Here is a 26,649-nt window from a genome sequence, read left to right on the forward strand (position 1 = left end):
GGTCAACGCCCCAGGCTCCGTGCCAAGTACCTACCGGTGTGAGTGTCCGAGGCCACCAATTCGTCGACCGTCCCGGTGAACGTGATCAGCCCGCCGTTGTGGCCGCCGTCGGGACCGAGATCGATGATGTGATCCGCCGCGGCGACGACGTCGAGGTTGTGTTCGATGACGATCACCGACCTGCCCTCGTCGACCATCCCGGACAGCAACGCGATCAAGTTCGACACATCCGACGGGTGCAGGCCCGTCGTCGGTTCGTCGAGCACCAGGACCGAAGACGACCCGATCAGTTCGGTGGCGAGTTTGAGCCGCTGGCGTTCGCCGCCGGACAGGGACGACAGGTTCTGGCCGAGCGAGAGATAGCCGAGTCCGACGTCTCGGCAGCGACGAAGAATGTCTCGAATCTTTTTGACCTCGAAGAAGTCCTGCGCATCCTCGACGGACATCTCGAAGATGTCGGCGATGCTGACGCCGTCGACGGTGTGTCTGATCGCGCCTGATCGAAACCTCCTGCCCTGGCACGTCTCGCAGGTACTCGTCACGGGATCGGTGAACCCGAGCTCGGTGAAAATGACGCCGCTGCCTTGGCAATCGGGGCACGCGCCGTCCGAGTTGGGGGAGAACAGCGACGGCGGCTGGCCCGTCTTCTTGGCAAAGTACGCGCGGATTGGATCGAGCAGACCGGTGTAGGTCGCGGGGGACGAACGGCGTGAGCCCCGGATCGGTGCCTGGTCGATGACAACGGCGTCGGGCGCGGCCTCGCGCAGATGACCGTGGATGAGGCTCGACTTTCCGGAACCGGCGACACCGGTGACGGCTGTCAGTACCCCGAGCGGGATGTCGACGCTGACGTCGCGCAGGTTGTGTGTTGTGGCACCGGAGATGCTCAGCCAGCCCGAAGGCGCACGGGGAGTGCATATCTCGGCGTCATCACGCCGGAGCGCGGAGCCGGTCCTGGTGTCGGCTCGGCGGAGCTCGTCGAAGGTTCCCTCGAACACCACTGTGCCACCTGACTTTCCGGCACCGGGTCCGATCTCGACGATCCGGTCGGCGATGGCCATCACCTCGGGGTCGTGCTCGACGACGAGGACGGTGTTGCCCTTGTCGCGCAGCGCGAGCAGCATGTCGTTCAGACGGTGGACGTCGCGAGGATGCAAACCGGTCGTCGGTTCGTCGAAGACGTAGAGCATGTCGTTCAGCGTGGCTCCGAGGTGTCGGACCATCTTGATGCGCTGGGATTCACCACCCGAGAGCGAGGACGTCGCACGGTCCAGGCTGAGGTACCCCAGGCCGAGATCGACGAGCCTGGTCAACTGCGTGACGATTTCGGCGGTGACGGAGCGTAGGCCCTTGATGTCCCATTGTTCGATACGGTCGGCGAGTTCGGAAACCTGCATGGCGAACGCGTCGGGCAGGGACAGTCCTTCGAGAGTGGCGCCGCGGATGGTGTCGTTGTAGCGGGAACCGCCGCAGGCCTCGCAGACGCCGCGCGTGACGATCCGCTCGAAAGCGGCCTTGGACTTGCCCTTGAGTGCATCGGCATCCTTGGCGAGGTAGCTTCGGCGGAACCTGGACACGATGCCTTCGTAGCTCTTCATGACGGCGTCGGGATTCGTCACCTCGACCTCACCGGGCTTGGCGTCGAAGAAGAGGTGACGCTCCCGCGCCGAGTACTGCTCTATCGGGACGTCGAGATCGAACAGGCCCGAGTCGGCGAACACCCGGTACGGCCATTTGCCGACCTCGAAGTCGGGATGCTTGAACGGGCCCTCGCGCAACGACTTCGACTCGTCCACCAGTTCGCCGAGGTCGACGACCTTCGCCTCGCCGAGCCCCTCGCATTCGAGACACATTCCGGCGGGGTCGTTGAACGAGAAGGCGTTGGCGTAGCCGATGTTGGGCGTGACGGCGCGGGACCACAGCATGCGCAGCCAGTCTCCGATGTCGGTGATGGTGCCGACCGTCGACCTCGGGCCACCGAACAGTCGCTTCTGATCGACGATGACGACGGCCGACAGGTTCGCGATCAGGTCAGCATCCGGTCGGCCGTAGGACGGCAGAAACGTCTGCGCGAACGCGGTGAACGTGGAGTTGATCTGCCGCTGGGCCTCGGCAGCGATGGTGTCGAATACCAGTGACGACTTTCCCGACCCGGAGACGCCGGCGAACACGACCAACGAGCGTTTCGGCAGATTCAGGTCGACGTTGCGCAGATTGTTCTCCCGGGCTCCACGCACGACGATCGTGGACAGTCCATCGATAGGTGGCTGGTCTTGTAGTAGCTGGGGCTCGGTCATCGCGTTGTCGATTGCCTTTCGCCGCGCCCCGAAGGGCGTACACCCATGGTGGTTCACGCAGTGCCGCCGCAGCCTACCGTACGGTGTACGGAAACGCTACCGGTAACGGATCGACGCAAGGGTCGATCCATAGAAGACGGTTGCTGTGGTGGGGGTTCGTCATGACGAAAGGTCCCGATGTCGACGAAAAGACATGTGCTCGCGGCTTGCATTGCCGTGTTGCCGGCGCTGGCGGGATGCAGCACGCCGAGCGCAGACGTCGGCGCAGAGGTCGAGGCGGTGGCAGGGCAAGGCCTCACGCGCTCTACCGCTGTACCGAGGATCGTCATTCCCGATACCCCGACGGTCGAGAGGCCCGCACCCGCAGCCCCGGCCTACATGCCTCCGGTTGTGTGTATGAATCTGCAGTCTGCGCAGAACGCGATCCAGGCGGCCGGTGTCTTCTACTCCCGCAGCGCGGACGCGTCGGGGGAGGGCCGTATGCAGGTCAATGACTCGAACTGGATTGTCGTCGAACAGGATCCGGCTCCCGGCGTCCTCATCGGCGAGGGCGACGCCGTGCTGTCGGTGGTCAAGACCGGGGAACCGAACAGCTGTTGATGGGTGGTCAGCTCGGTAGGCGGTGTCGAGCTTCCGACTCGGCCTCGCTGCCGGGGGTGCTGTAGGCGAGGTGCCCGCCGATCAGTCCGCCGAGTCCTGCGGCTGCGAGGCCGGCCGCCGCCAGAGCTTTGGCGACTCCGTCGGTCTGCTTCCGGCGACGGAGGTAGGAGCCCAGAAACAGGAACACCCCGGTTGCGTTCGAGGCCGCGTGGATGATGCCGACCCGACGCTGAACAGTGTTCATCGTCGACCAGTCGGCCCATCCGGTCGCTATCGCCGGAGGCGCGGACGCGAGACCCAGCGCGACGACAATTTTGGCCGCCCTGGACTGGTTCTTGACGAGGTCGAGCGCGACTGCGCTGGTCCAGCTGCCGAGGGTCACCGTCACCAGCGCAGGATGGATGGGGTGCCCGATCCATCTGCCGTGCAGCGCTGATCCGACGGCGCTGTCCGCTACCGCAGGTGCAAGTACGCCATGGATCGCGTCGCTGGGTCCGTCGAGAAACGAGGCAGTCTCGAGGCTGTCGAGTGCTTGTTTGATTGTCATGCAACACCGAATGCCCCGTGATCGGCGAGCGAACCATCGACGTCGAAGTCGAGGCAAGAAGCTTGGACGTCCTATAACGTCATTGTCATGACGAACGGCACCCGAGTCAGCACCGTCGACGGCGTTCTGCGCAGGTCGGCGGCGAAATTTCCCGACCGTCCGGCTGTGACATTCGAAGGCCGCAGCCATAGCTACCGCGAACTCGACACCGCCGTGACGCGAGCCGCCCGTCGGTTGATCGCGATGGGCTTGGACAAGGGTGACCGGGTGGCGGCGTACGGCGTCAACTCCGACGCGTACGTGGTGGCATTTCTTGCCTGTGCGCGAGCAGGATTGGTGCACGTGCCCATCAACTACGCACTCGTGGGCGACGAACTGCTGTATCTGCTCGATCAGTCGGGCGCACGGGCAGTGCTCGTCGACCCGGAATTGTCGAACACGCTCGATTCCGTTCGGAGCGGTACCGCCGTCGAGGTCGTGGTGTCGCTTCCGGATCTGCTCGACGCTGCCGGGGATGATTCGGTCCTCGAGCCGGCCGCGGACTCCACGGACCTGGCGCAGTTGCTCTACACCTCCGGCACGACGTCGAAACCCAAGGGCGCGATGATGTCTCACGGCGCGCTCGTTGCCGAGTACGTCTCGTGCGTGATCGCTCTGGGGTTCACCCGAGATGACGACCCGCTGCTGGTGATGCCGATGTACCACTCGGCGGGGATGCACGTGTTCATGCTGCCGTACCTGTCGGTCGGGGCGACCGTGCGATTGATGCGCAAGCCCGACGTCGCGGAGATTCTGCGGCGGATCGAGGACGAGAAGATCAAGTCGTTGTTCCTGGCCCCGACGGTGTGGGTTCCGCTCGCCAATCATCCCGACCTCGATACCCGCGATCTCTCGTCGCTGAAGAAGGCTCAGTACGGGTCGTCGATCATGCCCGTCACCGTGTTGACCCGGCTGCGTGAGCGATACCCGGACATCGAGTTCTACAACTGCTTCGGACAATCCGAAATCGGTCCGCTGGCAACGGTTCTGCAGCCGTCCGAGCATGAGGCCAGACCGGCGTCGTGTGGTCGTGCGGTGTTCTTCGTCGAGACCCGCGTTGTCGACGCGGACGGTAACGATGTGCCGGACGGTGAGCCCGGTGAGATTCTCTACCGCTCTCCTCAATTGTGCGACGGTTACTGGGACAAGCCGGAGGCGACGGCGGATGCGTTCTCGGGTGGGTGGTTCCATTCGGGTGATCTGGTGACTCGGGACGCCGAGGGGTTCATCACGGTCGTCGACCGGATCAAGGACGTCATCAACACGGGCGGAATTCTGGTCGCTTCTCGTGAGGTCGAGGACGCGATCTACACGCACCCCGCCGTTGCCGAGGTTGCGGTGATCGGGACACCGGACGACAAGTGGATCGAAGCGGTGACTGCTGTCGTCGTGCTCAAGGACGGAAGTGAGGCGTCGGCGCAGGAGTTGATCGACCACGTGAAGGGCAGGATCGCGCCGTTCAAGGTGCCGAAGACCGTCACTTTCCTGGACGAGTTGCCCCGCAACCAGAGCGGAAAGTTGCTCAAGCGCGCGTTGCGCGCCTGAGTTGTTCAAGCGGCTCGCTGTTTTCGTCGGTGGTAGCTCGGGAGGGGTTGCTGTCTGGGGTCGACGGATTCGGGTGGGATGGCGTAGGGGTGTCCGTCGTCGCCCATGATCAGTTGCCAGTCGCCGTGGTGGACGAGGCGGTGGCATTCTCCGCAGACCAGCGCAAGGTTGATCAGGTCGGTGTGGCCGCCGTGTTCCCAGAATTCGATGTGGTGGGCTTGGCACCACTGGGCTGGGCGGCCGCACATGACGCAGCAGGTGTCGCGGATGGTCAGGGCGATGCGTTGGTCGTCGCTGGCGAGTCTGGTGGTTCGTCCGAGCGCGAGTGGTACGCCGTGGTGGTCGACGATGACGGGGGTCAAGTCGGCGTCGCAGGTGACCAGCTCGGCGAGGGATCGACTGATCGGGCCGGTCCAGTCGAAATGGAACGGCCAGTCAGCGTCACCCGGCTCGGGCACAGACTTCTGCCCGGCGTGACTGCCACCGCCACGACCGGCCGCGGCATCGCCGCGAGGACCAGCGTCGTCCGGGGCGGACGCAGACTCCTGCCCGGCACGGCCGACATCGCCACCACCGGACGCTGCTGCGCCGCGAGCAGCCATACTCCCTGGGTTGGGGGCAGTCCCATGCCCGGCGCTACTGCCACCGACACCATCACGACTGGATGCCGCATCGCCGTGAGCAGCGATATCCCCTCGAGCAGATCCATCCGGACGCGAGGCGTTGCTATCGCTGCCGCTCGAGGAACCATTCGAGACCGAACCCTTGTCACCCGAATCCGTTGCACCGCTATCTGATTGCTTGTCACCGCCGTGGGCGAGCAAGTCGAGCAGGGGAACGATCAGGTGCACCGACGCCCGCGACCCGCCCGCCGACCCGCGGGTGCCGCCGCGGAGGTGCCGGTCGAGGATCTGATCTAGTGCATCTGCCCGGCGCTTCGACGGGCTACGTGGATCGCGTTCACCGCCGGGACCGGGTCGCGGTGCCGTCAACGGCGACAGAACAGTGAGAAGCTTCTCGGCCAGCAACCGGTCGATGTTGCCGCCGACCTGGAAGCGGCCGTTGGCCAGAGCATGCAGGTCGAATCGGTTCAGGTCTGGGTTCTCCGACACCGGTCGCGGCGCGGGTGTCGGCGGAACAGGCTCGGGCGCAGGTGGTTCCGGATCGGGAGGCGTGCCGTTAGTGGTCGCTGTATCATCTTTCCGCCGCTCCTGATCGTGGCGTTCCTGTTCCTGCTGTTCCTGCTCTCGGCGTTGTTTCTCGGCTTTCGCGTGTCGCGCTCGGGCGTCGTCGGCGGCCGCATGCGCCAAAGCCTGCGCGCGGGAGGTCACTTGGCCGGCGGTGTTGCGCATCGCGGTGTCGAGCAATTCGGCGACTATTCCGTTGCGCCGGTCCTGATTCAACGTCGGGTCGGCCACCAGCACGACGTCGTATCCCTCGGCGATGGCGGCGGCATGCGCGGCATGGATCCGGCCGTCGGCGAGGGCGTCGAGCACGGTGGGGTGATCGAACAGCCAGTACCCCAGTGCGTTCTGGCGGGCGGCTGACCCGTCGGTGATCCGAACCGACTTCGCGTACCAGCGGGTGACGGACGAGTGCCCGAGTTTCATTGCCAAGCCGCGGCGGTCGATCTCGGCGAGCAACGTCAATCTGGTTGCGGCGAGGACATTTTCGAGTGAAGCCACGTCGGCGAGCTCGGAGACCAACTCCTGGTCCCCGAGCCCGAACACATCCCCCCATGTCTTCACACCACGAAAGCTATACCCACCCACCGACAGGTTTCCGTCAACGCTTCCAACGGATCCGGATCGGCCCCTTTGCGGTCGAGGGATCTATGACCGACCCCTTCTGGGTGATCTCGACTTCGCCGGCGTCGACCATACGTCGGGCCGCGCGGCGAACGGGCTCCATCAAGTCGCGCCAGTCGTCGTCGGACAGGGCTCGTGCGACGTCCGAGGGGCAGATCGTCGCGTCGCGTGATCGGGCGTCGAGCAAGGATCGGATTTTGTCTTCGAGTTCCTTGTCGGTTGCACTCACCTTGCGCCGCCGGCAGGTGTCGCTGCAGTACTTGACGTCATCCCAGTTCTTCTCCCATTTCTTGCGCCACTCGATCCGCCGACCGCACGACGCGCAGACCTTGTCTGCGGGGTGCGCGGTGGAGGGACGACGGGAGTGGGCCACAGATCGACAGTAACCTCGTTGCCCAGGGCTTCGCCGCTCTCGGAGCGAAACTATCCTTATCTCATGGCGATTCGAGCGATCCTGGTTGCCGGTGATCCCCGGCTGACAACTCCGGCAACTCGCGTGACGGTGTTCGACGGCGAACTCGAAGCGTTGGTCGAGGACATGTTCGACACCAATACGGCTGCACCCGGTGCGGGCCTCGCGGCCAACCAAATAGGCGACCCACGTTCGGTCTTCGTCTACGACCTGCGGGACGGCGGGGTCCGTCATCGCGGACACGTGATCAACCCGGTGCTCGAGACCTCTGAAATTCCGGAGACTATGCCCGACCCGGACGACACCGAGGGATGCCTGTCCGTGCCGGGGGAGCTGTTCCCGACCGGGCGTGCCCACTGGGCTCGCGTCACAGGTGTCGATGTGGAGAACAACCCGGTGACGGTGGAAGGAACGGGCTATCTGGCGCGGTGTCTGCAGCACGAGTCCGACCATCTGGCCGGGCTCCTCTACCTCGACCGCCTGCTCGGCCGCCACCGACGTGCGGCGAAGAAGATGATCAAGGAGAGAGGGTGGGTCGGGCCGGGCCACAGTTGGTTGCCCGGGGCCGACGCGCATCCGCTCGGGCTGTAATCGCGGCTGTGCCTTATTCGACTGTCAGAACGGGTTGTAGACGTAGAGCATCCGGTAATCCCATTCCGACGATCCGGCCGGAATGCGGATGTCGGTGAGCGCGTGGCTGTTCTGAGTGCACCAGGTGCGGGCATGGAACGAGGAACAGTCGATTTGTCGTGTGGTCCCGAATGGGCTGACGATCAACGACTTCTCGCTCGCGCTGCTGTAGGCCGCGGGGTCGAATGCGTTGACGAAGCTCGAAGTGGAGTCCTTGGGGCCGAACGGGTTGTCGTCGGGCGCGGCGGATGCCATCGGTGCGGCGAGCACTGCTACGCCGATCGTCAGTGCAGCGCCTGCGAGGATCTTCTTCAGCATGGTGACTCCGTTCGTTTCGAGCACGAATACCCGGTGCTCGGTGTTCGGCAGCAACGGACCGCGCGTTACGGGTCGCCCTCGGCGTCGGGCCCGGCACACTGGAGCCATGACTCGTATGGAAGCTCCCGCCGTCGCCCAAATACTCGGTCGGCGTCTCGCCGTATGGGGCGGTGTGAGTGTGCTTGCCGGAACGGTGTTGGCGGTGCGCGGCTCGTCGCCTGCCCGTCGTGCCTTCGGCCAGCAGACCGCGGGTTGGGGTGCGATCGATGTGGCGATCGCAGGGGCGGGAGCGCTCAATTCCTCGGTCCCGACGTCGAAGAGTCTGAGCAAGTTGCTGTGGATCAATGCGGGGCTCGATGTTCTCTATGTCGCGGCCGGTGCGCACATCGCCGTCCGGAAGCCCAGCTTCGGCCGTCGAATCACCGCTGAGCAGGCGATCGGTCACGGAACGGCGGTCGTCGTGCAGGGCGCTGCGCTGCTCGCACTCGATACGACTCACGCGCGCATGATTGCCGGCTAATCACACGAGTGTCATTCTCGCCGTAGGCGTTTTGTCAAGTACCGACACGCCCGATTTGTTGCGCGATCAGTAGATTTGCGTAACACTCGTCCCATCAGTCACATCAGTATCGTGGGTCACACGGGAAACGGTGGGTTCGTCCATGCGTGTACGTAGTCGGCAGATCGCTGTCGGGGCTGTCCTGGCACTGGCAGTGAGCGGACTCAGCGCTCTGACTGCGCCCACCGTGTCGGCCGAGCCGTGCGGCGGGCTCGGTGGGCCGGGCTCCTCACCGCTGTTCGGTTCGTCGGGCAGCGCAGGAATGTCGGGCAAGAACCCGCAGGGCCCGCAGGGTCCTCTGCCGCGCATCACCGGCAACACGCAGAGCATCGCCTGGGTCACCGGTCCGCAGAGCGTGAACGACACCTACGACAACCTGGCGATGTCCGGAACCGACCTCGGTATCACTTGGGACAACGGTGCGGGCCAGATCTTGATGGCGTTCGGTGACACGTTCGGTGATTGCTCCTCCGGCAATGCCCAGTGGCGCAGCAATGCACTCTTTCGCTCGGACAAGGCGTCGACGAACTTGTCGCAGGGCATCACGATCGGTCCGGCCGACCCGGCGAACACCACCTCGGGTGCGGTTGTCAAAGCGAACAATCCGCGTTACGCCGCCGAGATCATCTCGAGCGCGAAGCTACCGAGCGTCGAGGACACGACCATCCCCACGGCGGCTATCGCGATCGGCAACACCCAGTACATCAACTACATGTCGGTGCAGAGCTGGGGCACACCCGGCCGCTGGATCACGAACTACTCGGCGACGGCCAAATCGACCGACAACGGCCAGAATTGGACGACGGATCCCAAGACGATCCGCGTCAACAAGGGTGTCACGATCCCAGGCTTCACCAACGTCCACGAAAGCCAGGGCAAATTTCAGCAGAGCGCCTATGTTCTGGGACAAGACGGTCAGTACCTGTACCAGTTCGGTACTCCCAACGGACGATTCGGCGACGCGTTCGTCTCCCGAGTCGCGCCCGATCAGATCGAGAATCTCGACGCCTACGAGTATTCGACGCAAGATCCCGATCCGGCCAAGCAATGGTCCAAGAACGTCGGCGATACCGTCGCCGTAGTGAAGGGCCCGGTCAGTGAGATGTCGGTGGCGTGGAACGACTACCTCGGCCGGTACGTCATGATGTACGGCAACGAGAACAACCGGACGCTGGTGGCGCGCACGGCGGAAAACCCGGAGGGACCGTGGAGCGAACCGAGGACGATTCTCGACGCCAACCAGACGGCAGGCGGCATCTACGCGCCGTTCATTCACCCGATGTCGAGCGGAAAAGACCTGTACTTCACGGCTTCTCGGTGGTCCGATTACAACGTCATGCTTCTGAAGACGAACCTCGATGCGTTGAAGTGACGCGTCCGGCGGCAGCGTCGAGGTAGGCGTCGACGTCCATGTCGATTTCTGCGGACAGTAGTCCACGCCGGATCGTCGAGAGATACTTGCGCGACGGTTCGCCGTGCTCCCGCACGATCGAACTCGTCAGTGTGAACGCGGGCTGTCCGTCGATGTCCGGAAGCCGTAGCAGCGCATCATATTTCCCTCGGTATGCTTCACCTCGGCGGTCGATGTCGAGTGCGGCCCACTCGCCGATGCCCAGCGATTCCACAGCCGAGATATCGACGGAATCGACCACGTTCTCCACTGCGGAAACATGCGCCAACCGCGCGCCGTCGATCAGGTATCCGTGTGCCAGTGAAGGTTCGGCGGGATCGGTCGTCAGTGACACGAAGGCCGACGCCCCGGTCCACCGTCGGGACACGCCCGCGAAGTACAGGGCGTGATCGATCCACAACCAGCGTTCCGCCTCGACCTCTTCCGACGAGGGTGCCGGTGGATGCGCCCCGAACTCCGATCCTTCCTCGGAGCCCGTCAGATAGACGGAGAACCTCTCTCGCAACAGGTTCGAGCCGTATGCGACGTACCAGAGGCGGTCGGTCACTCGGCCTCGAACAGCTGCCGGTATGCCTCGGCGAGTAGGTCGGCCGCGAGATCGTTGTTGTGTGCCGCTGCGCCCGTTGAGTTTCCGGACCGCATGAGCCTCGCGTTGAGGCCGTAGGCGAGATCGTCGAACGTGTCGTCGTCGATACCGAGATCGACATCCACGTCTTCTTCCAGCAACGCGCCGAGGTCGATCGACCACGACCACACCCGTTCGTCTCGGTACGGTCCCCGTCCGGCGCTGACGGTTTCGTTGGAGACCTCGAGTTGCTCGTCTGTCCGGTCGCGCGGAACGTTGGTGTTGATGCGCAGGTCGAGCTCGATCGTGTCGTCGTCGTGCACGATTTCGTCGACTCGCAGGGTCTCGAAGCCGCCGCACGTCAGCGTCAGCAATCGTCGCGGACCGGTGTTGTCCTGTACGTCGGACAGAGCGGCTGTCTGCCAGAGGTATTTCGCGGTGTTGGCTGGGTCGGGGATCGACGAGTTGATGTAGTCGGCCACGATGCTGCGGATGGCGGGGTACGCGATGTGGTCGGACAGTTCCCAGAATTGGCGACGACTGCGTCCTACGGCCGCGTCGAGGAGCGTCGTGCGCTTGGCTCGTTCTTTGGGCAGTGCCGTCTTCACTCCCGGAGTTTCGCCGATCGCGCTGGGCTCCGACGGGCGTTGTCGCAGGGGGTGGAGCTGGGACACGAGATCGGTGAGCTGCTCCAGGCGATCTGCGGCACCGGGTGCAACCTCGATGGCTTCGATGTCTGGCCAGATCTCGCGGTCGGCATTCACTCGGGCCGCGAGTGATTCGGAGTAGCCCACGAAGGCCGCGTTGTCAGCGAAATGCAGAACGTAGAGTCCGTTTCGGTAGTCCTTGGCGGCGAAGATCGTGGCGATGGCCCCGGAATCGGTGACGTCGAAGCGTTCGAGAGCGAATCCGTCGGGTGTGGAGTCTGTCGGCATGGCAGTGAATCTACCGACGTGTGCGAGCACCGCCTATTCGTCTCCTGTCCGCATTGTCGCGAATGCGTCCGCCGAGCCGATGAATTAGGCGACCCTACGAGTGCCAGGTCGTCAGACTTGTTCTGCGACCGATGATTCCGCATTGTCCGAAGTGTCGGTAAGAGTTTCTCAACCGTCGTCGAAATACGAATTCCTGGTGCTATCTTGAGGAATGTCCGTTTCCACCGCTAACGAAACACGCAGGAAACAAGCGGTGTGAACAATGCCGGGAGCAGTGCCGTCGGGCACGGCCGTGGTGCTCGATGGAAGGTGGTTGCGCGTGGGCGGTTATCTCGCACGCAGGTTGCTGAACTACGTCGTCCTGCTGATCATCGCGACGTTTCTCACGTACTTGCTGGCCTCGCTCACGTTCGATCCATTGTCGAATCTGCTCAGTCGCAACCCGCCGCCGTCGGACGCTGTGCTCGACGCCAAGCGCGCGGCACTGCATCTCGACGACAATCCCGTGCTTCGGTATTTGAAGTGGCTCTGGGCCGTTCTTCACGGTGACTTCGGTCAGACCATCGCTGCGGGCTCGGTCAACGACGAACTGTGGCGACGCATCCTGGTCTCGCTGCGGTTGGTCGTGCTCGGCACCGTCCTCGGCGCGGTACTGGGAACACTCGTCGGTGCGTACGGCGCCGTCCGGCAGTACAAGATTTTCGATCACGTCGCGACGGTCGTGACGTTCATTCTCATCAGCACCCCGATCCTGGTTTTGGCACCGGTGCTCAAGTACCTTGCTGTGCAGGTCAATCAGAGCACCGGCAGTCAGTTCTTCCAGTACACCGGTGAGACGTCGACGACGCTCGCCCCCGGTCTGATGAACGAAATACTCGACCGCGCACAACATTTGTTGTTGCCGACCGTCGTGCTGATGTTGTTCACCATCGGCGGTTACAGCCGGTACATGCGCAGTTCGATGCTCGACGAGCTGAACATGGACTACATCCGTACTGCCCGCGGCAAGGGGCTCACGCGCGGTCGCGCAATCTTCAAGCACGGCTTCCGTACTGCGTTGATCCCGATGGCCACGCTGTTCGCATTCGGTATGGGTGCGGTGATCACCGGCGCGACGTTCACCGAGCGCGTGTTCGGCTGGTACGGCATGGGTGACTGGCTGATCTACGGCATCACCAGTCAGGACATCAACATCACGCTCGCGGTCTCGCTCTTCACGGCGCTGTCGGTCCTGGTTTCCGGAATGTTGACCGACATCTTCACTGCTGCTTTGGATCCGCGCGTTCGCTACGCGGACTGACCCACCACTTCGAGTAGAGGAAAGGACCGGCGATGGCGACACCTGTGGTTCCCGAGATCGCTGCGGTCGAGGGCCCGATCGACTCGTCTGCCCCGATCACCCGTCGGCGGTTGGTGCTGCGCCGGTTCCTGCGTAACCGGCCGGCGCTGGTGGGCATCGTGGTCCTTCTCGCGATGTTCGTCGGCGCGTTCGTGCTCCCGCATTTCATCCCGTTCACCTACGAGGAACTCGACGCGTACGCGCTCAACTCGCCGCCGACCACACGACACTGGTTCGGCACCAATCAGATCGGCCAAGACGTCCTGGCGCAGACGTTGCGCGGCCTGCAGAAGTCCCTGATCATCGGCATGCTCGTCGCGCTCATTTCCACGGTGCTTGCCGGCGTCGTCGGCGCGGTGGCGGGGTACTTCGGCGGTTGGACCGACCGGGCGCTGATGTGGGTCGCCGATGTATTGCTCGTCGTACCCAGCTTTCTGGTCATCGCGATCTGCTCTCCGTTGTTCCGCGACAAGAGCTTCTTCATCCTGGTGCTGCTGCTCGCCGCGTTTGCGTGGATGATCACCTCCCGCATCATTCGCGCGATGACTCGGTCCCTGCGTGAACGCGAATTCATCCGCGCCGCCAAGTACATGGGCGCGACACCGAGCAGTGTGATCGGCAAGCACGTGCTGCCGTCGATGGCCTCGATTCTCATCGTCGACGTGACTCTCAATGTGGGCATCGCCATCATCGGCGAGGCGTCCTTGAGCTACTTCGGGTTCGGTGTGCAACGACCCGACGTCTCGCTCGGCACGCTGATCGCAGACGGTACGTCGTCCGCGCTGACCTATCCATGGCTGTTCGCGTTCTGCTGTGGCGCATTGGTGTTGATCGTGCTGGCCACCAACTTCGTCGGCGACGGCCTGCGCGACGCTTTCGATCCGAACTCGACGAGGGGACAGGCACGTGGCTGAGACTGTGCCGGTATTGAAGGTCAGCGGACTCGAGGTCAGCTTCCCGAGCGAGGAGGGGCGCGTCACCGCGGTCCGCGGATTGGACTATCAGGTGGGCAAGGGCGAGGTGATGGCCATCGTCGGTGAGTCCGGCTCGGGAAAGTCGGTGTCGTCCCTGGCCGTCATGGGGCTTCTTCCGCAGACCGCGCGGGTCACCGGATCCATCGAACTGAACGGCCGTCAACTGCTCGGCTTGTCCGACCGCGAAATGTCGCGTGAGCGTGGACGTTCGGTAGCGATGATCTCGCAGGACCCGCTGACGGCGTTGACGCCCATCTACCGCATCGGCGACCAGATCGCCGAGGCGATCTCGGTACACAATCCGTCACTGTCCAAGGCGAAGGTTCACGAGCGCACCCTTGAATTGCTCGATCTGGTCGGTATTACCGATCCGGCGGCCCGGGCGCGGTCGTATCCGCACGAGTTCTCCGGTGGCATGCGTCAACGCGTCGTCATCGCGATGGCCATCGCAAACGATCCCGATCTCATCATCGCCGACGAGCCCACTACTGCTCTCGACGTGACTATTCAGGCCCAGATCCTCGACCTCCTGCGTACCGCCCGCGACGTCACCGGCGCAGGCGTCGTGTTCATCACCCACGACCTGGGAGTCGTTGCCGGCGTTGCCGACCGGGCCATGGTGATGTACGCCGGTCGTGCTGTCGAGACCGCTCCGGTCGACGAGCTGTACGCGCACCCATCGATGCCCTACACGGTGGGACTGCTCGGCTCCGTCCCTCGCCCGGATCGTCCTGCGCAGGAGCGGCTGGTGCCCATCGAGGGCACTCCACCTGCCCTGGTGAACCTGCCGACGGGATGCCCCTTCGGGCCTCGGTGCCCGTTGCACACGGAGGCCTGCGACGAAGGCGAACCGCCGTTGATCGAGGTTGCCCCGAATCACAGGGCGGCGTGCATCCGCGTCGACGCAGCCACAGCCGAGTCGGTGGAGGCCGAGTTCGAGGGTGTCCCACGGTCGGAGGCCCCGGCGGAGCTAGTGGTGACGGTTTCCAAGGACGCACCGGTGCTGTCGGTGACCGATCTGCACAAGAGCTACCCGATGTTCAAGGGTTCCGTGCTGCGTCGTCGGGCTGGGGAAGTGCCTGCCGTGCAGGGCATCAGCTTCGATGTGCATGCGGGGTCCACGTTGGCAATCGTCGGTGAGTCCGGGTGCGGAAAGTCCACGACTCTCCTCGAGATCATGGAATTCGTGAAGCCGCAGCAGGGTTCGATAAAGATCAACGGCGTAGAGCCCTACAGCCTGAGCCGCGCCGAGCAACGAAAGTTGCGCGCCCACATCCAAATCGTGTTCCAGGATCCGATGGGCTCGCTCGACCCGCGAATGCCGGTGGGGGAGATCATCGCCGAGCCGTTGAAGATCAACGGCGTGCCGGTCGACGAACGCACCCGCAGGGTTCGGGAACTGATGGACACCGTCGGAATGCGTCCCGAGCTCGCGGATCGGTATCCCACCCAGTTCTCCGGCGGGCAGCGCCAACGAGTCGGCATTGCACGGGCTTTGGCGCTGAAGCCGTCGATCCTGGTGCTCGACGAGCCCGTGTCTGCTCTCGACGTGTCGATCCAGGCGGGTGTGCTCAACCTGTTGCAGGATCTGCAGGAGGAGCTCGGTCTGGCGTATCTGTTCGTCTCGCACGATCTTTCGGTGGTGCGTCATCTCGCCGACGAAGTAGCGGTGATGCGTAACGGTGTGTTCGTGGAGAAGGGCCCGACGGAGCAGATTTTCGACGCACCGAAGGACCCGTACACGCGGGCACTCCTCAAAGCCATCCCCATTCCCGATCCCGTGCTCCAACGAGCCCGAATCGCCGAGGCCGCAGCACTGGCCGACGCCATCTGACCCTGCAGGTTACGTGCACACTGAGAAAGGTGAATTGATGAGAGCCAAGCTATTTCGGGCACTGGTCCCGATTGCGGTGGCCGTGACCACTGTGGGACTGGTGGCGGGGTGCAGCTCCGGCGATACCGGGCCCAACCCCGATGCGCCCGCGTCCTTCGAGAGCGGAGCGCAGATCAACCCGCATCCCATCAGCGATCTCCAGCAGGGCGGAAATATGAACTTTCCGCTCTCGCAGGTGCCGACCAACTACAACTACTACCAAATCGATGGCACCACGGTCGATGCGGCACGGTACTACCTGGCATTGATGCCGAGAGCATTCAATGCTGCAGCCGATGCAAGCCTGACGGTCGCGACGGATTTCTTCACCGACATCACCGAGTCCGAGGTCGACGGCAAGCAGGTCATCACGTACAACATCAACCCGAAGGCCAAGTGGAGCACCGGGCGTCCGTTGGACTACACAGACCTCGTGGCAACGTGGACTGCCAACAACGGTAAGGATCCGGCCTACGAGGCGTCCAGCACCGCTGGCTGGGACAAGGTCGAGTCCGTCGTCCGCGGCGAGAACGACCAGCAGGTCATCCTGACCTTTGCCGAGAAGTTCGGTGACTGGCGGTCGTTGTACGAGCCTCTGATGCCGGCTGAGTCCATGGCCAGTGTCGACGCTTTCAACACCGGATCTGTGAGCACGATGCCGGCCACCGCAGGGCCGTTCCGTATCCGGACCATCGAACCCGGTGGCAAGCGCATTGTCGCCGAACGCAACCCGGACTGGTGGGGCGAAAATCCCGCAGTGCTCGACACCATCACGTACCTGCCGCTCGATTCGACAGCGTCCGTCGGCGCGTTGCAGAGCGGCGAGATCGACTACTACGAACTGGGCAGCAGCGCAGATGCATTCAAGGTCGCCCGCGGTATCCCGAACGTCGACCTGCGGCAGAGCCTCGGGTCTCAGTACCGCCACTTCGACTTCAACGGTGCTCCCGGACGCATCACGTCGGACAAGGCGGTCCGGTTGGCTCTGATGAAGGCAATCGACCGCGACTACCTGGCTACCTCCCAGCTGGGCCAGATCACCTCCAACCCGACGGTGCTGAACAGTCACATTTACGTCGATGGCCAGAAGGGCTACCAGGCCAACAACGGAGATATCACGTTCGATCCCGAGAAGGCGAAGTCTGAGCTCGATGCCGCAGGCTGGACGATGAACGGCGACTTCCGGTCCAAGGACGGCCAACAGCTCGATCTGCACGACGTCATTCCGGCCGATACCCCGAACGCGACGCAGGAAGCGCAGATCATCCAGCAGAACCTCAAGGCTGTCGGTGCCAACCTCATCATCGATGCGGTGCCGTCGGACGACTTCTTCGAGAAGTACATCCTGGTGGGTGCCTTCGATGTCACCCACTTCACCTGGGAGGGAACGCCGTACACGTCCAGCAGTGACGGCATCTTCCGTTTGACGCCCGGCAGTACATTGCAGAACTACGGTCAGGTCGGGTCCGAGGAGATCAACGGACTACTCGACAAGGCTGCAGGCGAGCTCGACGACGAAGCACGAATCGCCGACTACAACGAGGCGGACAAAGCGATCTGGGCCGAAGGCCACAGCCTGACGCTGTTCCAGCGTCCGTTCACCTATGCGACGAAGTCCAATCTCGCCAACTTCGGTGCTCCAGGATTCGGCGACATCGATATGTCGAAGGTCGGGTTCCTGAAATAGGCAACGGGCTCGAATATCCGGTCGGTGTCGCGGCAATCACGCTGGTTGTCGCGGCATCGACCGCTGTCTACACCCCGCTCGGCCTGTTGGTTGCGCTCGTCGTTCTGATCTGGACGGGTTGGTCTGTGGCCTCGGCCTTGTTGGCCGGACGATCCGCAGCACGCTCTGGGAACCGAATCGCCGTGCGTCGTGTTCGGTTTCAACACCGCATGCGCTCGCGCGGGTATGTGGAGGTTCAGGAGGGCGCCGGCCGGGCCTGGTATCCGGTGTACTTCCACACCGGTCTTCTCGGACTGGTCCCCGACGCCGAAGCGAAGGTCGGTAGGTCGTTTCTCGGACGCCGCGCTTTCGTCGTCGAACCGGGGATCGTTGCCCTACCGTCGGGTCGGCGTCGATCGACCATACCGCCGGGAGCACCTCTCGATGCCCCGCGCCTCAACGAGTCCGATCTGCGCACGCGCAGCGCCAGATTCGGTTCTCTGCGCCGCCGAATCATGCTCGACGCCCCCGCAGCAGTGGCCGGCCCGTTCATCGGGCTGCTGTGGTTGATCGTCGACGGTGGGGGCTTTGCACAATTTCTGGCGGTGAGTCTGTTGGCAGCTGTCACCGCGATCTGGTGGTCGGCGATCGCCGGCAGCGACCCCAGTTGAGTCGCTGAGCAATTCGCGTGACGCGCGTTCGTAACTGCTGAGAAGCACCCCTGATCTACGTTCGAGATTCGGACAATTCAGGAGGCAGCATGGCGCAGTCGATGGCAGAGCACGCAGCGGAAACGATCAGCAAAGGAATCGGCCGACGCGGCTTCATTCGGGCGGTGGCAGCGATGAGCGCAGGGGCTGGTTTGGCGACTACAGCTGCGTGTTCGCCGTCCTCGACCATTACCGCGGCAACAAGTTCGTCGGCTCCTGCCGCGTCCGCGGGTGCCATTCTCAACCCAGGATCGGGCGACATTTCGGGAGACCACTATCTGAGCTCCGAGGTAGACAAGGTTCTGTGGGGTTACGTCCCGACGGTCGAGTCCGAATCGGTACTGCAGATGAAGTCCGGCGAGACCGTGACCATCGATGCACTGAGCCACGAGGGCATTCTCGAAGACCAGGGCCGCGATCCCGTCGAATTCTTCGGCGGCAAGGGCGTTTCCGAGTCCGATGTACTCCAGGACGCCATCGACATTGCCGGCGGATACGACCGGACGGTACGCAACTTCGACGTCGACGGACCGCATGTGGTGACCGGTCCGGTGTTCGTGGAGGGCGCGCAGCGCGGAGACGTTCTCAAGATCGAGACACTCGAGGCCGTTCCTCGGGTGCCGTACGGCGTGGTGTCGAGCAGGCACGGCAAGGGCGCTCTGGCGGTCACAGCGTCCGGCGAGGCACCTGCGGGCATCGGCCTGGACGAGGTGATGCCGCCGATCGGAGGCGACGGCAGGAAATCGGGTGACCCGACGCAGTACGGCAACGTGTCCACGTTCACGGCCGTCGAGGACGGGCAGGGCGTGATGCGGTACGGCGATGCGGCCGTGCGCTTTCCGCTGCGCCCGTTCATGGGCATGATGGGCGTGGCGTTCGCCAGCGACCCAGGTCTGACATCCCCGAATGCCAACTCGATTCCCCCGACGCTCGGCGGCGGCAACATCGACGTCGGTCTGCTCGGCGTCGGGTCGACGTTCTACCTTCCCGTGTTCGCGGAGGGCGCGCTGTTCTACGTCGGCGATCCGCACATGGCGATGGGTGACGGTGAGGTAGCGCTCACCGCGATGGAGGGGTCTCTGCGCGGCACCTTCCGCCTTACGGTCTGCAAGGCGGGCAGCGGTGACGCGCCGTCCGTCGCGTACTCGTATCCCTTTGCCGAGAACGAGGACTCGTGGATTCCGATCGGCCTATCAGATCCGGACGGGGCCGTCGGCGGCCAGAGTTCGGACCTGAACGCAGCGATGCGTCGGGCTGTGGTCAATGCTCTCGACTTCTTGGAGACCGATCTCGGCATGGATCGAGCGACGGCGTATGCGTACCTCTCCGCTGCCGCGAACTTCACCGTCTCGCAGGTGGTCGACAAGACCGTCGGCGTGCACGGACAGATCTCGAAGGCGCACTTCGACCGGTAGTAGTGCGCCTGCGGCGCAGTGGTGCGGGTAAGTGCCTCTGCGGGCACATAATCACGCCACTGCGCGTAGCGCACCTCAGCGATGCGCCGTCGCGATGAAGTGACGTGTTGCGGCGTCGACGATGTCTGCAGGTGCGATGTCGATTTCGTCGTTCAGCCAGGCGATCACGAGTTCGGCCAAACCCCCGATGAAGAGCAGGCCGTTGATCTCGGACTGTGGTTGGGGCCAAGCCTTGTCGCCGTAGAGTTCACGCGACTGTTCGGCCACCAGATGAGCGAAGCCGCGCAGGGACGTTCGTCGGTATTCGCGGAGGGAGTCGACGGCCAGCGATTCGATCATCGCGACCCGGCCCTTGCGGCGGTCCTCGGTCAGGACGCCGACGAACGCGGTCACCGCGTTGTGTACCTTCTCGTCGACGGTCCGGGCGGGGGAGTGCAGTGCATCCAGCGCTGCCGTTCGTATCTCGGCGGACACCGATTCCACGACCTGCTCGAGCAAGTCGTCTCTGCTGCTGAAGTTTTGGTAGAAGTAGCGCTCGGTGAGCTTGGCGTGTGCGCAGATCGCGGTCATGGTCGCACCCCTCGCTCCGGCTGCCGCGAATACCTCGAGGCCGGCGTCGAGCAATCTCGCTCGGCGGTCGGCCGCGCGGTCGTCGGCGCTCATGCCGTTGTAGCGACGCGTCGTAGGGGGCATGGGTAGATCTTGACAGAGACCGTGACTGTGACGCAGACTACATCTCATCTGACATGGCGTCATGTCAGATTGACGGAGGTCGACAATGGCACGTGCGCTGGCTGCTCCACCCGCAGATTCAGCTCTCCAACCGGTGTTCGGCGACGGCGGTCTTCCCGTCGTCGGGCACACGCTCGAGTACATTCGAGACCCTCTGAAGCTGCTCGGTAGTCGGTGGGACAAGTACGGCGAGGTCTCGTGGATGACGATGGCCGGGCAGAAGTGGATCACCGTTCTCGGTCCCGATGCGTGTCAGCAAGTGCTGCAGAACGCGGACAAGGCGTTCGCCAACGGTGACGGCTGGTCGCTGTTGATCGGGCCGTTCTTCCACGGCGGGCTGATGCTGCTCGACTCCGAGGAGCATCTACGTCATCGACGAATCATGCAGCAGGCCTTCACTCGGGACCGGCTGACCAAGTCCGTCGCAGCGTTGAATCCAGTTACGGCAACAGGTTTGGACGCGTGGCAGCCGGGCCGCGATTTCCAGGTCTATCCGGAGCTCAAAGCACTGACGCTGGACGTCGCGACGAGCATCTTCATGGGCGGTGCGGAGGGAACGACGGACGCCGACATTGCGGAGCTCAATTCGAGTTTCATTGCCTGCGTGCAGGCCGCCACGTCGATCGTGCGCTATCGGGTTCCGGGCACGCGGTGGAAGCGAGGTTTGGACGGCCGAGCGGTGCTCGACCAGTTCTTCCGCCGCTATCTCCCGGCCCGTCGAGCCACCGAGACCGACGACCTCTTCTCGGTGTTGTGCCACATCGAGGGTGACGACGGAGAGCACTTCTCCGACGACGAAGTGATCGACCACATGATCTTCCTGCTCATGGCTGCGCACGACACGTCGACGATCACGCTGTCGACGATGATGCAGTACCTCGGTCAGCATCCGGAGTGGCAGGACAAGTGCCGGGCCGAATGCGAGGCGCTGGGCACCGATGCTCCCTCGTTCGCGCAACTCGACGAGCTGACCAACGTCGATCTGGTGATGAAGGAGTGCTTGCGCCTGGTCTCGCCCACACCGGTAGTGGCCCGCCGCGCCGTGAAGGACACCGAGGTGCAAGGGAAGTTCGTCCCCGCGGGAACGTATGCCTCTGTCGCGCCGCACTTCACGCATCACATGGAGCAGTACTGGCCCAACCCCGAGCAATTCGATCCCGGACGGTTCGCCGCCGATCGCCGCGAGGACAAGGTGCACCGCTATGCGTGGGAGCCGTTCGGCGGCGGCGTCCACAAATGCATCGGCATGTTCTTCGCCGGGGCCGAGATCAAGACGATCATGCATCACCTGCTGCTGCGGTTCGACTGGACGGTCGACCCCGATTACGTTGCGCCGCTGAACTTCACGTCGCTGCCCTTCCCGGAGGACGGGCAGCCCGTGCAGCTGAGACGGCGTTAGACCGATCCGGCGCGGTCGGTGAGCCAAGCGATGATGTCGGCTGTGACCTCGTCACGGTTGGTCTCGTTGAGAATTTCGTGGCGCGCGCCGGGGTAGAGCGTGACGGTCACATCGCTCATTCCCGCCTCGCGGTAGCGGGCGGCCAGCGTCTCGATCAACTGCCCACCGCCGGCGAGTGGGTCGTCCGTTCCCGACGTGATGAGCAGGGGGAGATCGGAGCGAATCTGCTCCAGGTTGTGCGGATCGGCGAGCTTCGCGGCCTCGCCGAACAACGCGGGAACCGTCGACGCCGGAAGGTCGAAGCCGCACAGTGGATCTGCGACGTAGGCGTCCACCTCGGCCTCGTCACGCGAGAGCCACTCGTAACCGGTGCGGTGCTCGAAGGCGGCGTTGAACACGCTCAGGTCCCCGGCGGGGGCGTCGGCCATTCCGGCGGCGAGGACGTCGAGTGTCGTCGAGCCCGACAGCACCACACCCTCGTACAGATCTGATCGCTCGATCAGAACATGCTGGGCGGCAAAGGATCCCATGGAATGAGCGAAGAGAAACAGAGGCAGGTCGGGGTACTCGGTCAGCAGTGATTCGCCCAGTTGCTCGATGTCTGCCCACAGGCCGGCGAATGCGGCGGCCCCGAAATCGCCGGGGGTGTCCACGATCGACTGGCCATGGCCGCGGTGATCCGACGCGACGACGTGGAAGCCAGCGTCGTTCAGGGCGGCAGCGAAGCGTGCGTAACGACTGCCGTGCTCGGCGAGCCCGTGTGCGATCTGTACGACACCGCGAGCAGGATCGGCGGACGTAGACCAGGTATAGGTGCTGATCTCGAGGTCGTCCTGCTTGGATACGAACGACGAAGCGTTGGCCACGAAAATCTCCTCGGAGCTGTGATAAGGACGAGACTCGAACTTATCTCCTAGGCCTGCGGTATCGGGTCGAAATGCTCGACGAGGGAGAACGACAGAGCTCCCCGGGCAATTGCCCGGGGAGCTCTGTCAGCGGAGCCTATTTCGCGGAGACTCGGACGAGCTTCTTGTTCACGAATTCGTCCATGCCCCACGGTCCCAGCTCGCGGCCGACGCCGGAGCGCTTCACGCCGCCGAACGGCAGGCCGGGCAGTGTGGTGCCGTGTTCGTTGACGAAGGCCATGCCCACCTCGAGGCGTTCTGCTACGTCCCGGGCCTTGTCGAGGTCTGCGCTCCACACCGACCCGCTCAGTCCGTAGGGGGATGAGTTCGCCAATTCGATTGCCTCGTCGGCGTTCTGGATCTTGTAGATGACGCCTGCGGGGCCGAACAGTTCCTCGGTGTAGGCACGCATGTCCGGAGTCACGTCCGTCAGCAGCGTCGGCTGCACGTACGCACCCGGTCCGTCGATCTTCTTACCGCCGGTGAGCAGAGTGGCCCCCTTGGACACGGCGTCGTCGATCTGCTCGATCAGGGTATCGGCGGCGGTCTGCGACGACAGGGGACCGAGAGTGGTGTTGGCATCCAACGGATCGCCGGTCTGCACGGCCTCGAAGGATGTGACGAGCTTGGCGACGAATTCGTCGTAGACGTCCTCGGCAACGAGGATGCGCTTGGCGGCATTACAGGCCTGGCCTGCGTTGGACAGGCGCGCACGGGTTGCGGATTCGACGGTGGCGTCCATGTCTGCGGAGTCGAGCAGGATGAACACATCCGAACCACCGAGCTCGAGCACGACCTTCTTGAGGTTGCGCCCGGCCGTCTCGGCGACGGACGTTCCGGCCCGCTCACTTCCGGTGAGGGAGACGCCCTGCACGCGGGCGTCGGCGATCATGTCTGCGATCTGCTCGTTGGTCGCGAAGATGTTGATGTACGCGTCTTCCGGCAACCCGGCTTGCCGGAAGATCTCTTCCATCAGCAACGCCGATTGCGGGCAGTTCGGTGCATGCTTGAGCAGAATCGTGTTGCCCACCATCAGGTTCGGGCCGGCGAATCGGGCTACCTGGTAGTACGGGAAGTTCCACGGCATGACGCCGACGAGTGCGCCCACCGGCTTGCGTTGCAGCACACTGATTTCCGCGCCGGGCACGTCGAGTGTCTCGTCCTCGAGCAAGCGGGGGCCGTTGTCGGCGTAATACCGGTAGATGTTCGAGGACAGTTCGACCTCGCCCTGAGACTCGGTCAGCGGCTTGCCCATCTCGAGCGAGATGGTGCGGGCCAGTTCGTCGGCGCGCTCGACATAGAGGTCGGCGACCTTGTGCAGGATCTCTGCGCGATGCTCGGGTGAGGTCTTGCGCCACGTCTGGAAACCAGCGTGCGCGTCCGCGAGGGCGCGCTCGATGCCGGCCGAGTCGAGAGTTTCGAATTCCTTGACGGTTGTGCCGTCGGCTGGATTGACAGTCTTGTAGGTCGTCATGCTCGGTTCAACGGACGGCGGGGCCGATGTTGTTCCCAATCGGGCAAATCGGATGGCCCGACGGTGGTCAGAGGCGGGACGGGACACGGTCTCGAAATCCATTGAGCGCCCTACTGGTCGGTAACTTGGATGCGCAGATGGAGTGATACCCCACTGCCCCCCACAGCGGCGAGAACGAAGATTAAAGTTGAGGACGAACGCATCCAAAAGACGACGTCGAAACTGAGGCAAAGGCGAAACATGACTGCGAAGAAGCCGACCATCATCTATACCCTGACCGATGAGGCGCCGATGCTGGCGACTCACGCGTTTCTGCCGGTCATACGTTCTTTCGCCAGCGCGGCCGGCATCGACGTCGACTCCAGTGACATCTCGGTTGCGAACCGCATCCTCGCCGAGTTCCCCGATTACCTCAACGAAGACCAGCGAGTGACCGACAACCTCGCGGAGCTGGGCAAGCTGACGCAGCTGCCCGACACCAACATCATCAAGCTTCCCAACATCAGTGCCTCCGTTCCGCAGTTGCTGACCGCGATCAAGGAACTTCAGGACAAGGGCTACGCGATCCCCGACTTCCCCGGGAACCCGAAGACCGACGAAGAGCGCGAAATCCGCGACCGTTACACCAAGTGTCTCGGCAGCGCGGTCAACCCCGTTCTGCGCGAGGGTAATTCGGATCGCCGCGCACCCAAGGCCGTCAAGGAATTCGCGCGCAAGCACCCGCACAGCATGGGTGAATGGTCGCCGGCGTCGCGCACCCACGTTGCGCACATGCGCCACGGCGATTTCTACCACGGCGAGAAGTCGATGACCGTCGAGGGCGACCGCGAGGTCAAGATGGAGCTGCTGACCGAGGGCGGCGAGACCATCGTCCTCAAGGAGAAGGTGTCGCTCACCGACGGCGACGTCATCGACAGCATGTTCATGAGCAAGAAGGCGCTCATCGAGTTCTACGAGGAGCAGATGGAGGACGCCTACAAGTCGGGCATCATGTTCTCCCTGCACGTCAAGGCCACGATGATGCGGGTCTCGCACCCCATCGTCTTCGGCCACGCCGTCAAGGTCTTCTACAAGGACGCGTTCGCCAAGCACGGCGACCTGTTCGAAGAGCTCGGCGTCAACGTCAACAACGGCCTCTCGGACCTCTACAGCAAGATCGAGGCACTCCCCAGCGCGCAGCGCGAGGAGATCATCGACGACCTGCACAAGTGCCACGAGACTCGTCCGGAGCTGGCGATGGTCGACTCCGCACGCGGAATCTCGAACTTCCATTCGCCCAGCGACGTCATCGTCGACGCGTCGATGCCTGCGATGATCCGCAGCGGCGGCAAGATGTGGGGCGCGGACGGCCGGCCGAAGGACACCAAGGCAGTCAGCCCTGAGTCGACCTTCTTCCGCATCTACCAGGAAATGATCAACTTCTGTAAGACAAACGGCCAGTTCGATCCGACGACGATGGGCACCGTTCCCAACGTCGGCCTGATGGCACAGAAGGCCGAGGAGTACGGCTCGCACGACAAGACGTTCGAGGTCCCTGCCGGTGGCGTCGCGAACATCACCGACCTGGCGACGGGCGAGGTTCTGCTGACGCAGGACGTCGAAGAGGGTGACATCTGGCGTCTGTGCATCGTCAAGGATGCACCGATCCGCGACTGGGTTGCGTTGGCAGTGCGACGCACCCGTGAGTCCGGAATGCCCGTCGTCTTCTGGCTCGACCCGTACCGCCCGCACGAGAACGAGCTGATCGGCAAGGTGCGCAAGTACCTGAAGGATCACGAGACCGAGGGCCTCGACATCCAGATCATGTCGCAGGTTCGTGCGATCCGCTACACGATGGAACGTCTCATCCGCGGGCTCGACACCATCTCCGCGACCGGCAACATCCTGCGTGACTACCTCACCGACCTGTTCCCGATTCTCGAACTTGGCACCAGCGCGAAGATGCTCTCCATCGTTCCGCTGATGGCCGGCGGTGGACTCTACGAGACGGGTGCGGGCGGCTCGGCCCCCAAGCACGTCAAGCAGCTCATCGAGGAGAACCACCTTCGCTGGGATTCGCTGGGTGAATTCCTGGCTCTCGCAGTCAGCCTCGAGGACCTGGGAACCAAGACCGGTGACGTCAAGGCGACCATCCTCGCCAACGCACTCGACTCGGCCACCGGCAAGCTGCTCGAGAACAGCAAGGGCCCGTCGCGCTCGACCGGTGAACTGGACAACCGTGGCAGCCAGTTCTACCTCGCCCTCTACTGGGCACAGGAACTCGCCGAGCAGACCGAGGACACCGAGCTGGCCAAGCACTTCGCAGCTCTGGCAAAGACCCTCTCGGAGAACGAAGAGAAAATCGTCGGCGAGCTCAACGCGGTACAGGGCAACCCGGTCGACATCGGTGGTTACTACTACCCGGACCCCGAAGCCACCGCCGCAGTTATGCGTCCGTCCACGACGTTCAACGAGGCACTGGAGTCGGCGAAGCAGTAGTTCCTTCTGCCTGCTTCA

General features: G+C 63.6%; 23 protein-coding genes and 1 pseudogene. 13 read left to right on the forward strand and 11 right to left on the reverse strand.

The genetic code is table 11. The features are described 5' to 3' along the window. Positions 1-2 precede the first annotated feature (2 nt). Positions 3-2,297 (reverse strand): excinuclease ABC subunit UvrA, encoded by a 2,295-nt coding sequence (locus tag QM588_RS17975; RefSeq protein WP_283315329.1) that lies wholly within the window; start codon positions 2,295-2,297, stop codon positions 3-5. 177 nt (positions 2,298-2,474) lie between these two features. On the opposite strand from QM588_RS17975, the gene QM588_RS17980 reads away from it, so the two are divergent. Further along, a complete protein-coding gene (locus QM588_RS17980) occupies positions 2,475-2,897 on the forward strand; it encodes a hypothetical protein (protein ID WP_283315330.1) in 423 nt (140 codons plus the stop codon). Positions 2,898-2,904: 7 nt separating this feature from the next. Here QM588_RS17980 and QM588_RS17985 read toward each other — a convergent pair whose 3' ends face one another. Then, complete coding sequence (locus QM588_RS17985; protein WP_283315331.1) at positions 2,905-3,444, reverse strand: DUF2231 domain-containing protein; 540 nt, start codon at positions 3,442-3,444, stop codon at positions 2,905-2,907. 87 nt (positions 3,445-3,531) lie between these two features. On the opposite strand from QM588_RS17985, the gene QM588_RS17990 reads away from it, so the two are divergent. Further along, positions 3,532-5,028, forward strand: a complete 1,497-nt coding sequence (locus QM588_RS17990; RefSeq protein WP_283315334.1) for a fatty acyl-CoA synthetase — start codon at positions 3,532-3,534, stop codon at positions 5,026-5,028. A gap of 5 nt (positions 5,029-5,033) precedes the next feature. Here QM588_RS17990 and QM588_RS17995 read toward each other — a convergent pair whose 3' ends face one another. The 3 genes and pseudogenes from QM588_RS17995 to QM588_RS18005 all read right to left on the reverse strand — a co-directional run. Beyond that, positions 5,034-6,776, reverse strand: coding sequence for an HNH endonuclease signature motif containing protein (locus QM588_RS17995; protein WP_283315336.1), 1,743 nt, complete (start codon positions 6,774-6,776; stop codon positions 5,034-5,036). A 37-nt stretch (positions 6,777-6,813) separates the two neighbouring features. Continuing rightward, the gene (locus tag QM588_RS18000; RefSeq protein ID WP_230073891.1) at positions 6,814-7,065 is read right to left on the reverse strand and encodes a DUF3253 domain-containing protein; all 252 of its coding nucleotides are present in this window, start codon (positions 7,063-7,065) and stop codon (positions 6,814-6,816) included. 15 nt (positions 7,066-7,080) lie between these two features. Next, a pseudogene (locus QM588_RS18005) lies at positions 7,081-7,209 on the reverse strand (DUF2256 domain-containing protein); the annotation flags it as partial. A 63-nt stretch (positions 7,210-7,272) separates the two neighbouring features. Here QM588_RS18005 and QM588_RS18010 point away from each other — a divergent pair. Beyond that, a complete protein-coding gene (locus QM588_RS18010; RefSeq protein WP_283315337.1) occupies positions 7,273-7,839 on the forward strand; it encodes a peptide deformylase in 567 nt (188 codons plus the stop codon). Positions 7,840-7,863: 24 nt separating this feature from the next. Here the strand turns inward: QM588_RS18010 and QM588_RS18015 are convergent, their stop codons facing one another. Continuing rightward, a complete protein-coding gene (locus QM588_RS18015; RefSeq protein WP_283315338.1) occupies positions 7,864-8,196 on the reverse strand; it encodes a hypothetical protein in 333 nt (110 codons plus the stop codon). A gap of 106 nt (positions 8,197-8,302) precedes the next feature. Between QM588_RS18015 and QM588_RS18020 the strand changes: the two genes are divergently transcribed. Both QM588_RS18020 and QM588_RS18025 read left to right on the forward strand, forming a co-directional pair. Beyond that, complete coding sequence (locus QM588_RS18020; RefSeq protein ID WP_283315340.1) at positions 8,303-8,716, forward strand: DUF6992 family protein; 414 nt, start codon at positions 8,303-8,305, stop codon at positions 8,714-8,716. A 142-nt stretch (positions 8,717-8,858) separates the two neighbouring features. Next, the gene (locus QM588_RS18025; RefSeq protein ID WP_283315341.1) at positions 8,859-10,127 is read left to right on the forward strand and encodes a DUF4185 domain-containing protein; all 1,269 of its coding nucleotides are present in this window, start codon (positions 8,859-8,861) and stop codon (positions 10,125-10,127) included. Here the strand turns inward: QM588_RS18025 and QM588_RS18030 are convergent. Both QM588_RS18030 and QM588_RS18035 read right to left on the reverse strand, forming a co-directional pair. Next, positions 10,090-10,713 (reverse strand): hypothetical protein, encoded by a 624-nt coding sequence (locus QM588_RS18030; RefSeq protein ID WP_283315343.1) that lies wholly within the window; start codon positions 10,711-10,713, stop codon positions 10,090-10,092. The two genes, QM588_RS18025 and QM588_RS18030, sit on opposite strands and share 38 nt — an antisense overlap. After that, positions 10,710-11,666: a hypothetical protein gene (locus QM588_RS18035; protein WP_283315344.1), complete on the reverse strand. Its 957-nt coding sequence runs from the start codon at positions 11,664-11,666 to the stop codon at positions 10,710-10,712. The genes QM588_RS18030 and QM588_RS18035 overlap by 4 nt, the downstream gene beginning before the upstream one ends. A gap of 319 nt (positions 11,667-11,985) precedes the next feature. On the opposite strand from QM588_RS18035, the gene QM588_RS18040 reads away from it, so the two are divergent. From QM588_RS18040 to QM588_RS18065, 6 genes are all read left to right on the forward strand, one after another. Beyond that, a complete protein-coding gene (locus QM588_RS18040) occupies positions 11,986-12,966 on the forward strand; it encodes an ABC transporter permease (RefSeq protein WP_032407015.1) in 981 nt (326 codons plus the stop codon). Between the two features lie 32 nt (positions 12,967-12,998). Continuing rightward, on the forward strand, positions 12,999-13,919 hold the full coding sequence (locus QM588_RS18045) for an ABC transporter permease (RefSeq protein WP_027497844.1): 921 nt from the start codon (positions 12,999-13,001) through the stop codon (positions 13,917-13,919). Then, on the forward strand, positions 13,912-15,813 hold the full coding sequence (locus QM588_RS18050; RefSeq protein WP_283315350.1) for an ABC transporter ATP-binding protein: 1,902 nt from the start codon (positions 13,912-13,914) through the stop codon (positions 15,811-15,813). Before QM588_RS18045 ends, QM588_RS18050 begins: the two co-directional genes overlap by 8 nt. A gap of 37 nt (positions 15,814-15,850) precedes the next feature. Next, positions 15,851-17,539 (forward strand): ABC transporter family substrate-binding protein, encoded by a 1,689-nt coding sequence (locus QM588_RS18055; protein ID WP_283315351.1) that lies wholly within the window; start codon positions 15,851-15,853, stop codon positions 17,537-17,539. Positions 17,540-17,748: 209 nt separating this feature from the next. Beyond that, positions 17,749-18,189: a hypothetical protein gene (locus QM588_RS18060; RefSeq protein WP_283315352.1), complete on the forward strand. Its 441-nt coding sequence runs from the start codon at positions 17,749-17,751 to the stop codon at positions 18,187-18,189. A gap of 89 nt (positions 18,190-18,278) precedes the next feature. After that, on the forward strand, positions 18,279-19,643 hold the full coding sequence (locus QM588_RS18065) for an acetamidase/formamidase family protein (RefSeq protein ID WP_283315354.1): 1,365 nt from the start codon (positions 18,279-18,281) through the stop codon (positions 19,641-19,643). Positions 19,644-19,718: 75 nt separating this feature from the next. Here QM588_RS18065 and QM588_RS18070 read toward each other — a convergent pair whose 3' ends face one another. Then, positions 19,719-20,336 carry a TetR/AcrR family transcriptional regulator gene (locus QM588_RS18070; RefSeq protein WP_283315356.1) on the reverse strand — a complete coding sequence of 206 codons (618 nt, stop codon included), beginning with the start codon at positions 20,334-20,336 and terminating at the stop codon, positions 19,719-19,721. Positions 20,337-20,421: 85 nt separating this feature from the next. Here QM588_RS18070 and QM588_RS18075 point away from each other — a divergent pair, with 85 nt between their 5' ends. Then, positions 20,422-21,774, forward strand: coding sequence for a cytochrome P450 (locus tag QM588_RS18075; RefSeq protein ID WP_283315357.1), 1,353 nt, complete (start codon positions 20,422-20,424; stop codon positions 21,772-21,774). Here the strand turns inward: QM588_RS18075 and QM588_RS18080 are convergent. Beyond that, complete coding sequence (locus tag QM588_RS18080) at positions 21,771-22,640, reverse strand: alpha/beta fold hydrolase (RefSeq protein WP_283315360.1); 870 nt, start codon at positions 22,638-22,640, stop codon at positions 21,771-21,773. The genes QM588_RS18075 and QM588_RS18080 overlap by 4 nt on opposite strands. A 136-nt stretch (positions 22,641-22,776) precedes the next feature. Then, positions 22,777-24,153, reverse strand: a complete 1,377-nt coding sequence (locus QM588_RS18085; RefSeq protein ID WP_283315361.1) for an NAD-dependent succinate-semialdehyde dehydrogenase — start codon at positions 24,151-24,153, stop codon at positions 22,777-22,779. A gap of 240 nt (positions 24,154-24,393) precedes the next feature. On the opposite strand from QM588_RS18085, the gene QM588_RS18090 reads away from it, so the two are divergent. Then, positions 24,394-26,631, forward strand: coding sequence for an NADP-dependent isocitrate dehydrogenase (locus QM588_RS18090; RefSeq protein WP_283315363.1), 2,238 nt, complete (start codon positions 24,394-24,396; stop codon positions 26,629-26,631). Positions 26,632-26,649 lie beyond the last annotated feature (18 nt).

This window comes from Rhodococcus sp. IEGM 1354, from assembly GCF_030056855.1.
Classification (GTDB): domain Bacteria; phylum Actinomycetota; class Actinomycetes; order Mycobacteriales; family Mycobacteriaceae; genus Rhodococcoides.

Bases quoted from the DNA above. Each gene is read 5' to 3' on its own strand.
- QM588_RS17990 (WP_283315334.1), top strand. From the start codon at position 3,532: ATGACGAACGGCACCCGAGTCAGCACCGTCGACGGCGTTCTGCGCAGG.
- QM588_RS18015 (WP_283315338.1), bottom strand. From the start codon at position 8,196: ATGCTGAAGAAGATCCTCGCAGGCGCTGCACTGACGATCGGCGTAGCA.
- QM588_RS17980 (WP_283315330.1), top strand. From the start codon at position 2,475: ATGTCGACGAAAAGACATGTGCTCGCGGCTTGCATTGCCGTGTTGCCG.
- QM588_RS18055 (WP_283315351.1), top strand. From the start codon at position 15,851: ATGAGAGCCAAGCTATTTCGGGCACTGGTCCCGATTGCGGTGGCCGTG.
- QM588_RS18020 (WP_283315340.1), top strand. From the start codon at position 8,303: ATGACTCGTATGGAAGCTCCCGCCGTCGCCCAAATACTCGGTCGGCGT.
- QM588_RS18035 (WP_283315344.1), bottom strand. From the start codon at position 11,666: ATGCCGACAGACTCCACACCCGACGGATTCGCTCTCGAACGCTTCGAC.
- QM588_RS18045 (WP_027497844.1), top strand. From the start codon at position 12,999: ATGGCGACACCTGTGGTTCCCGAGATCGCTGCGGTCGAGGGCCCGATC.
- QM588_RS18060 (WP_283315352.1), top strand. From the start codon at position 17,749: ATGCGCTCGCGCGGGTATGTGGAGGTTCAGGAGGGCGCCGGCCGGGCC.
- QM588_RS17985 (WP_283315331.1), bottom strand. From the start codon at position 3,444: ATGACAATCAAACAAGCACTCGACAGCCTCGAGACTGCCTCGTTTCTC.
- QM588_RS18010 (WP_283315337.1), top strand. From the start codon at position 7,273: ATGGCGATTCGAGCGATCCTGGTTGCCGGTGATCCCCGGCTGACAACT.
- QM588_RS18090 (WP_283315363.1), top strand. From the start codon at position 24,394: ATGACTGCGAAGAAGCCGACCATCATCTATACCCTGACCGATGAGGCG.
- QM588_RS17975 (WP_283315329.1), bottom strand. From the start codon at position 2,297: ATGACCGAGCCCCAGCTACTACAAGACCAGCCACCTATCGATGGACTG.
- QM588_RS18085 (WP_283315361.1), bottom strand. From the start codon at position 24,153: ATGACGACCTACAAGACTGTCAATCCAGCCGACGGCACAACCGTCAAG.
- QM588_RS18065 (WP_283315354.1), top strand. From the start codon at position 18,279: ATGGCGCAGTCGATGGCAGAGCACGCAGCGGAAACGATCAGCAAAGGA.
- QM588_RS18025 (WP_283315341.1), top strand. From the start codon at position 8,859: ATGCGTGTACGTAGTCGGCAGATCGCTGTCGGGGCTGTCCTGGCACTG.
- QM588_RS18075 (WP_283315357.1), top strand. From the start codon at position 20,422: ATGGCACGTGCGCTGGCTGCTCCACCCGCAGATTCAGCTCTCCAACCG.
- QM588_RS18070 (WP_283315356.1), bottom strand. From the start codon at position 20,336: ATGCCCCCTACGACGCGTCGCTACAACGGCATGAGCGCCGACGACCGC.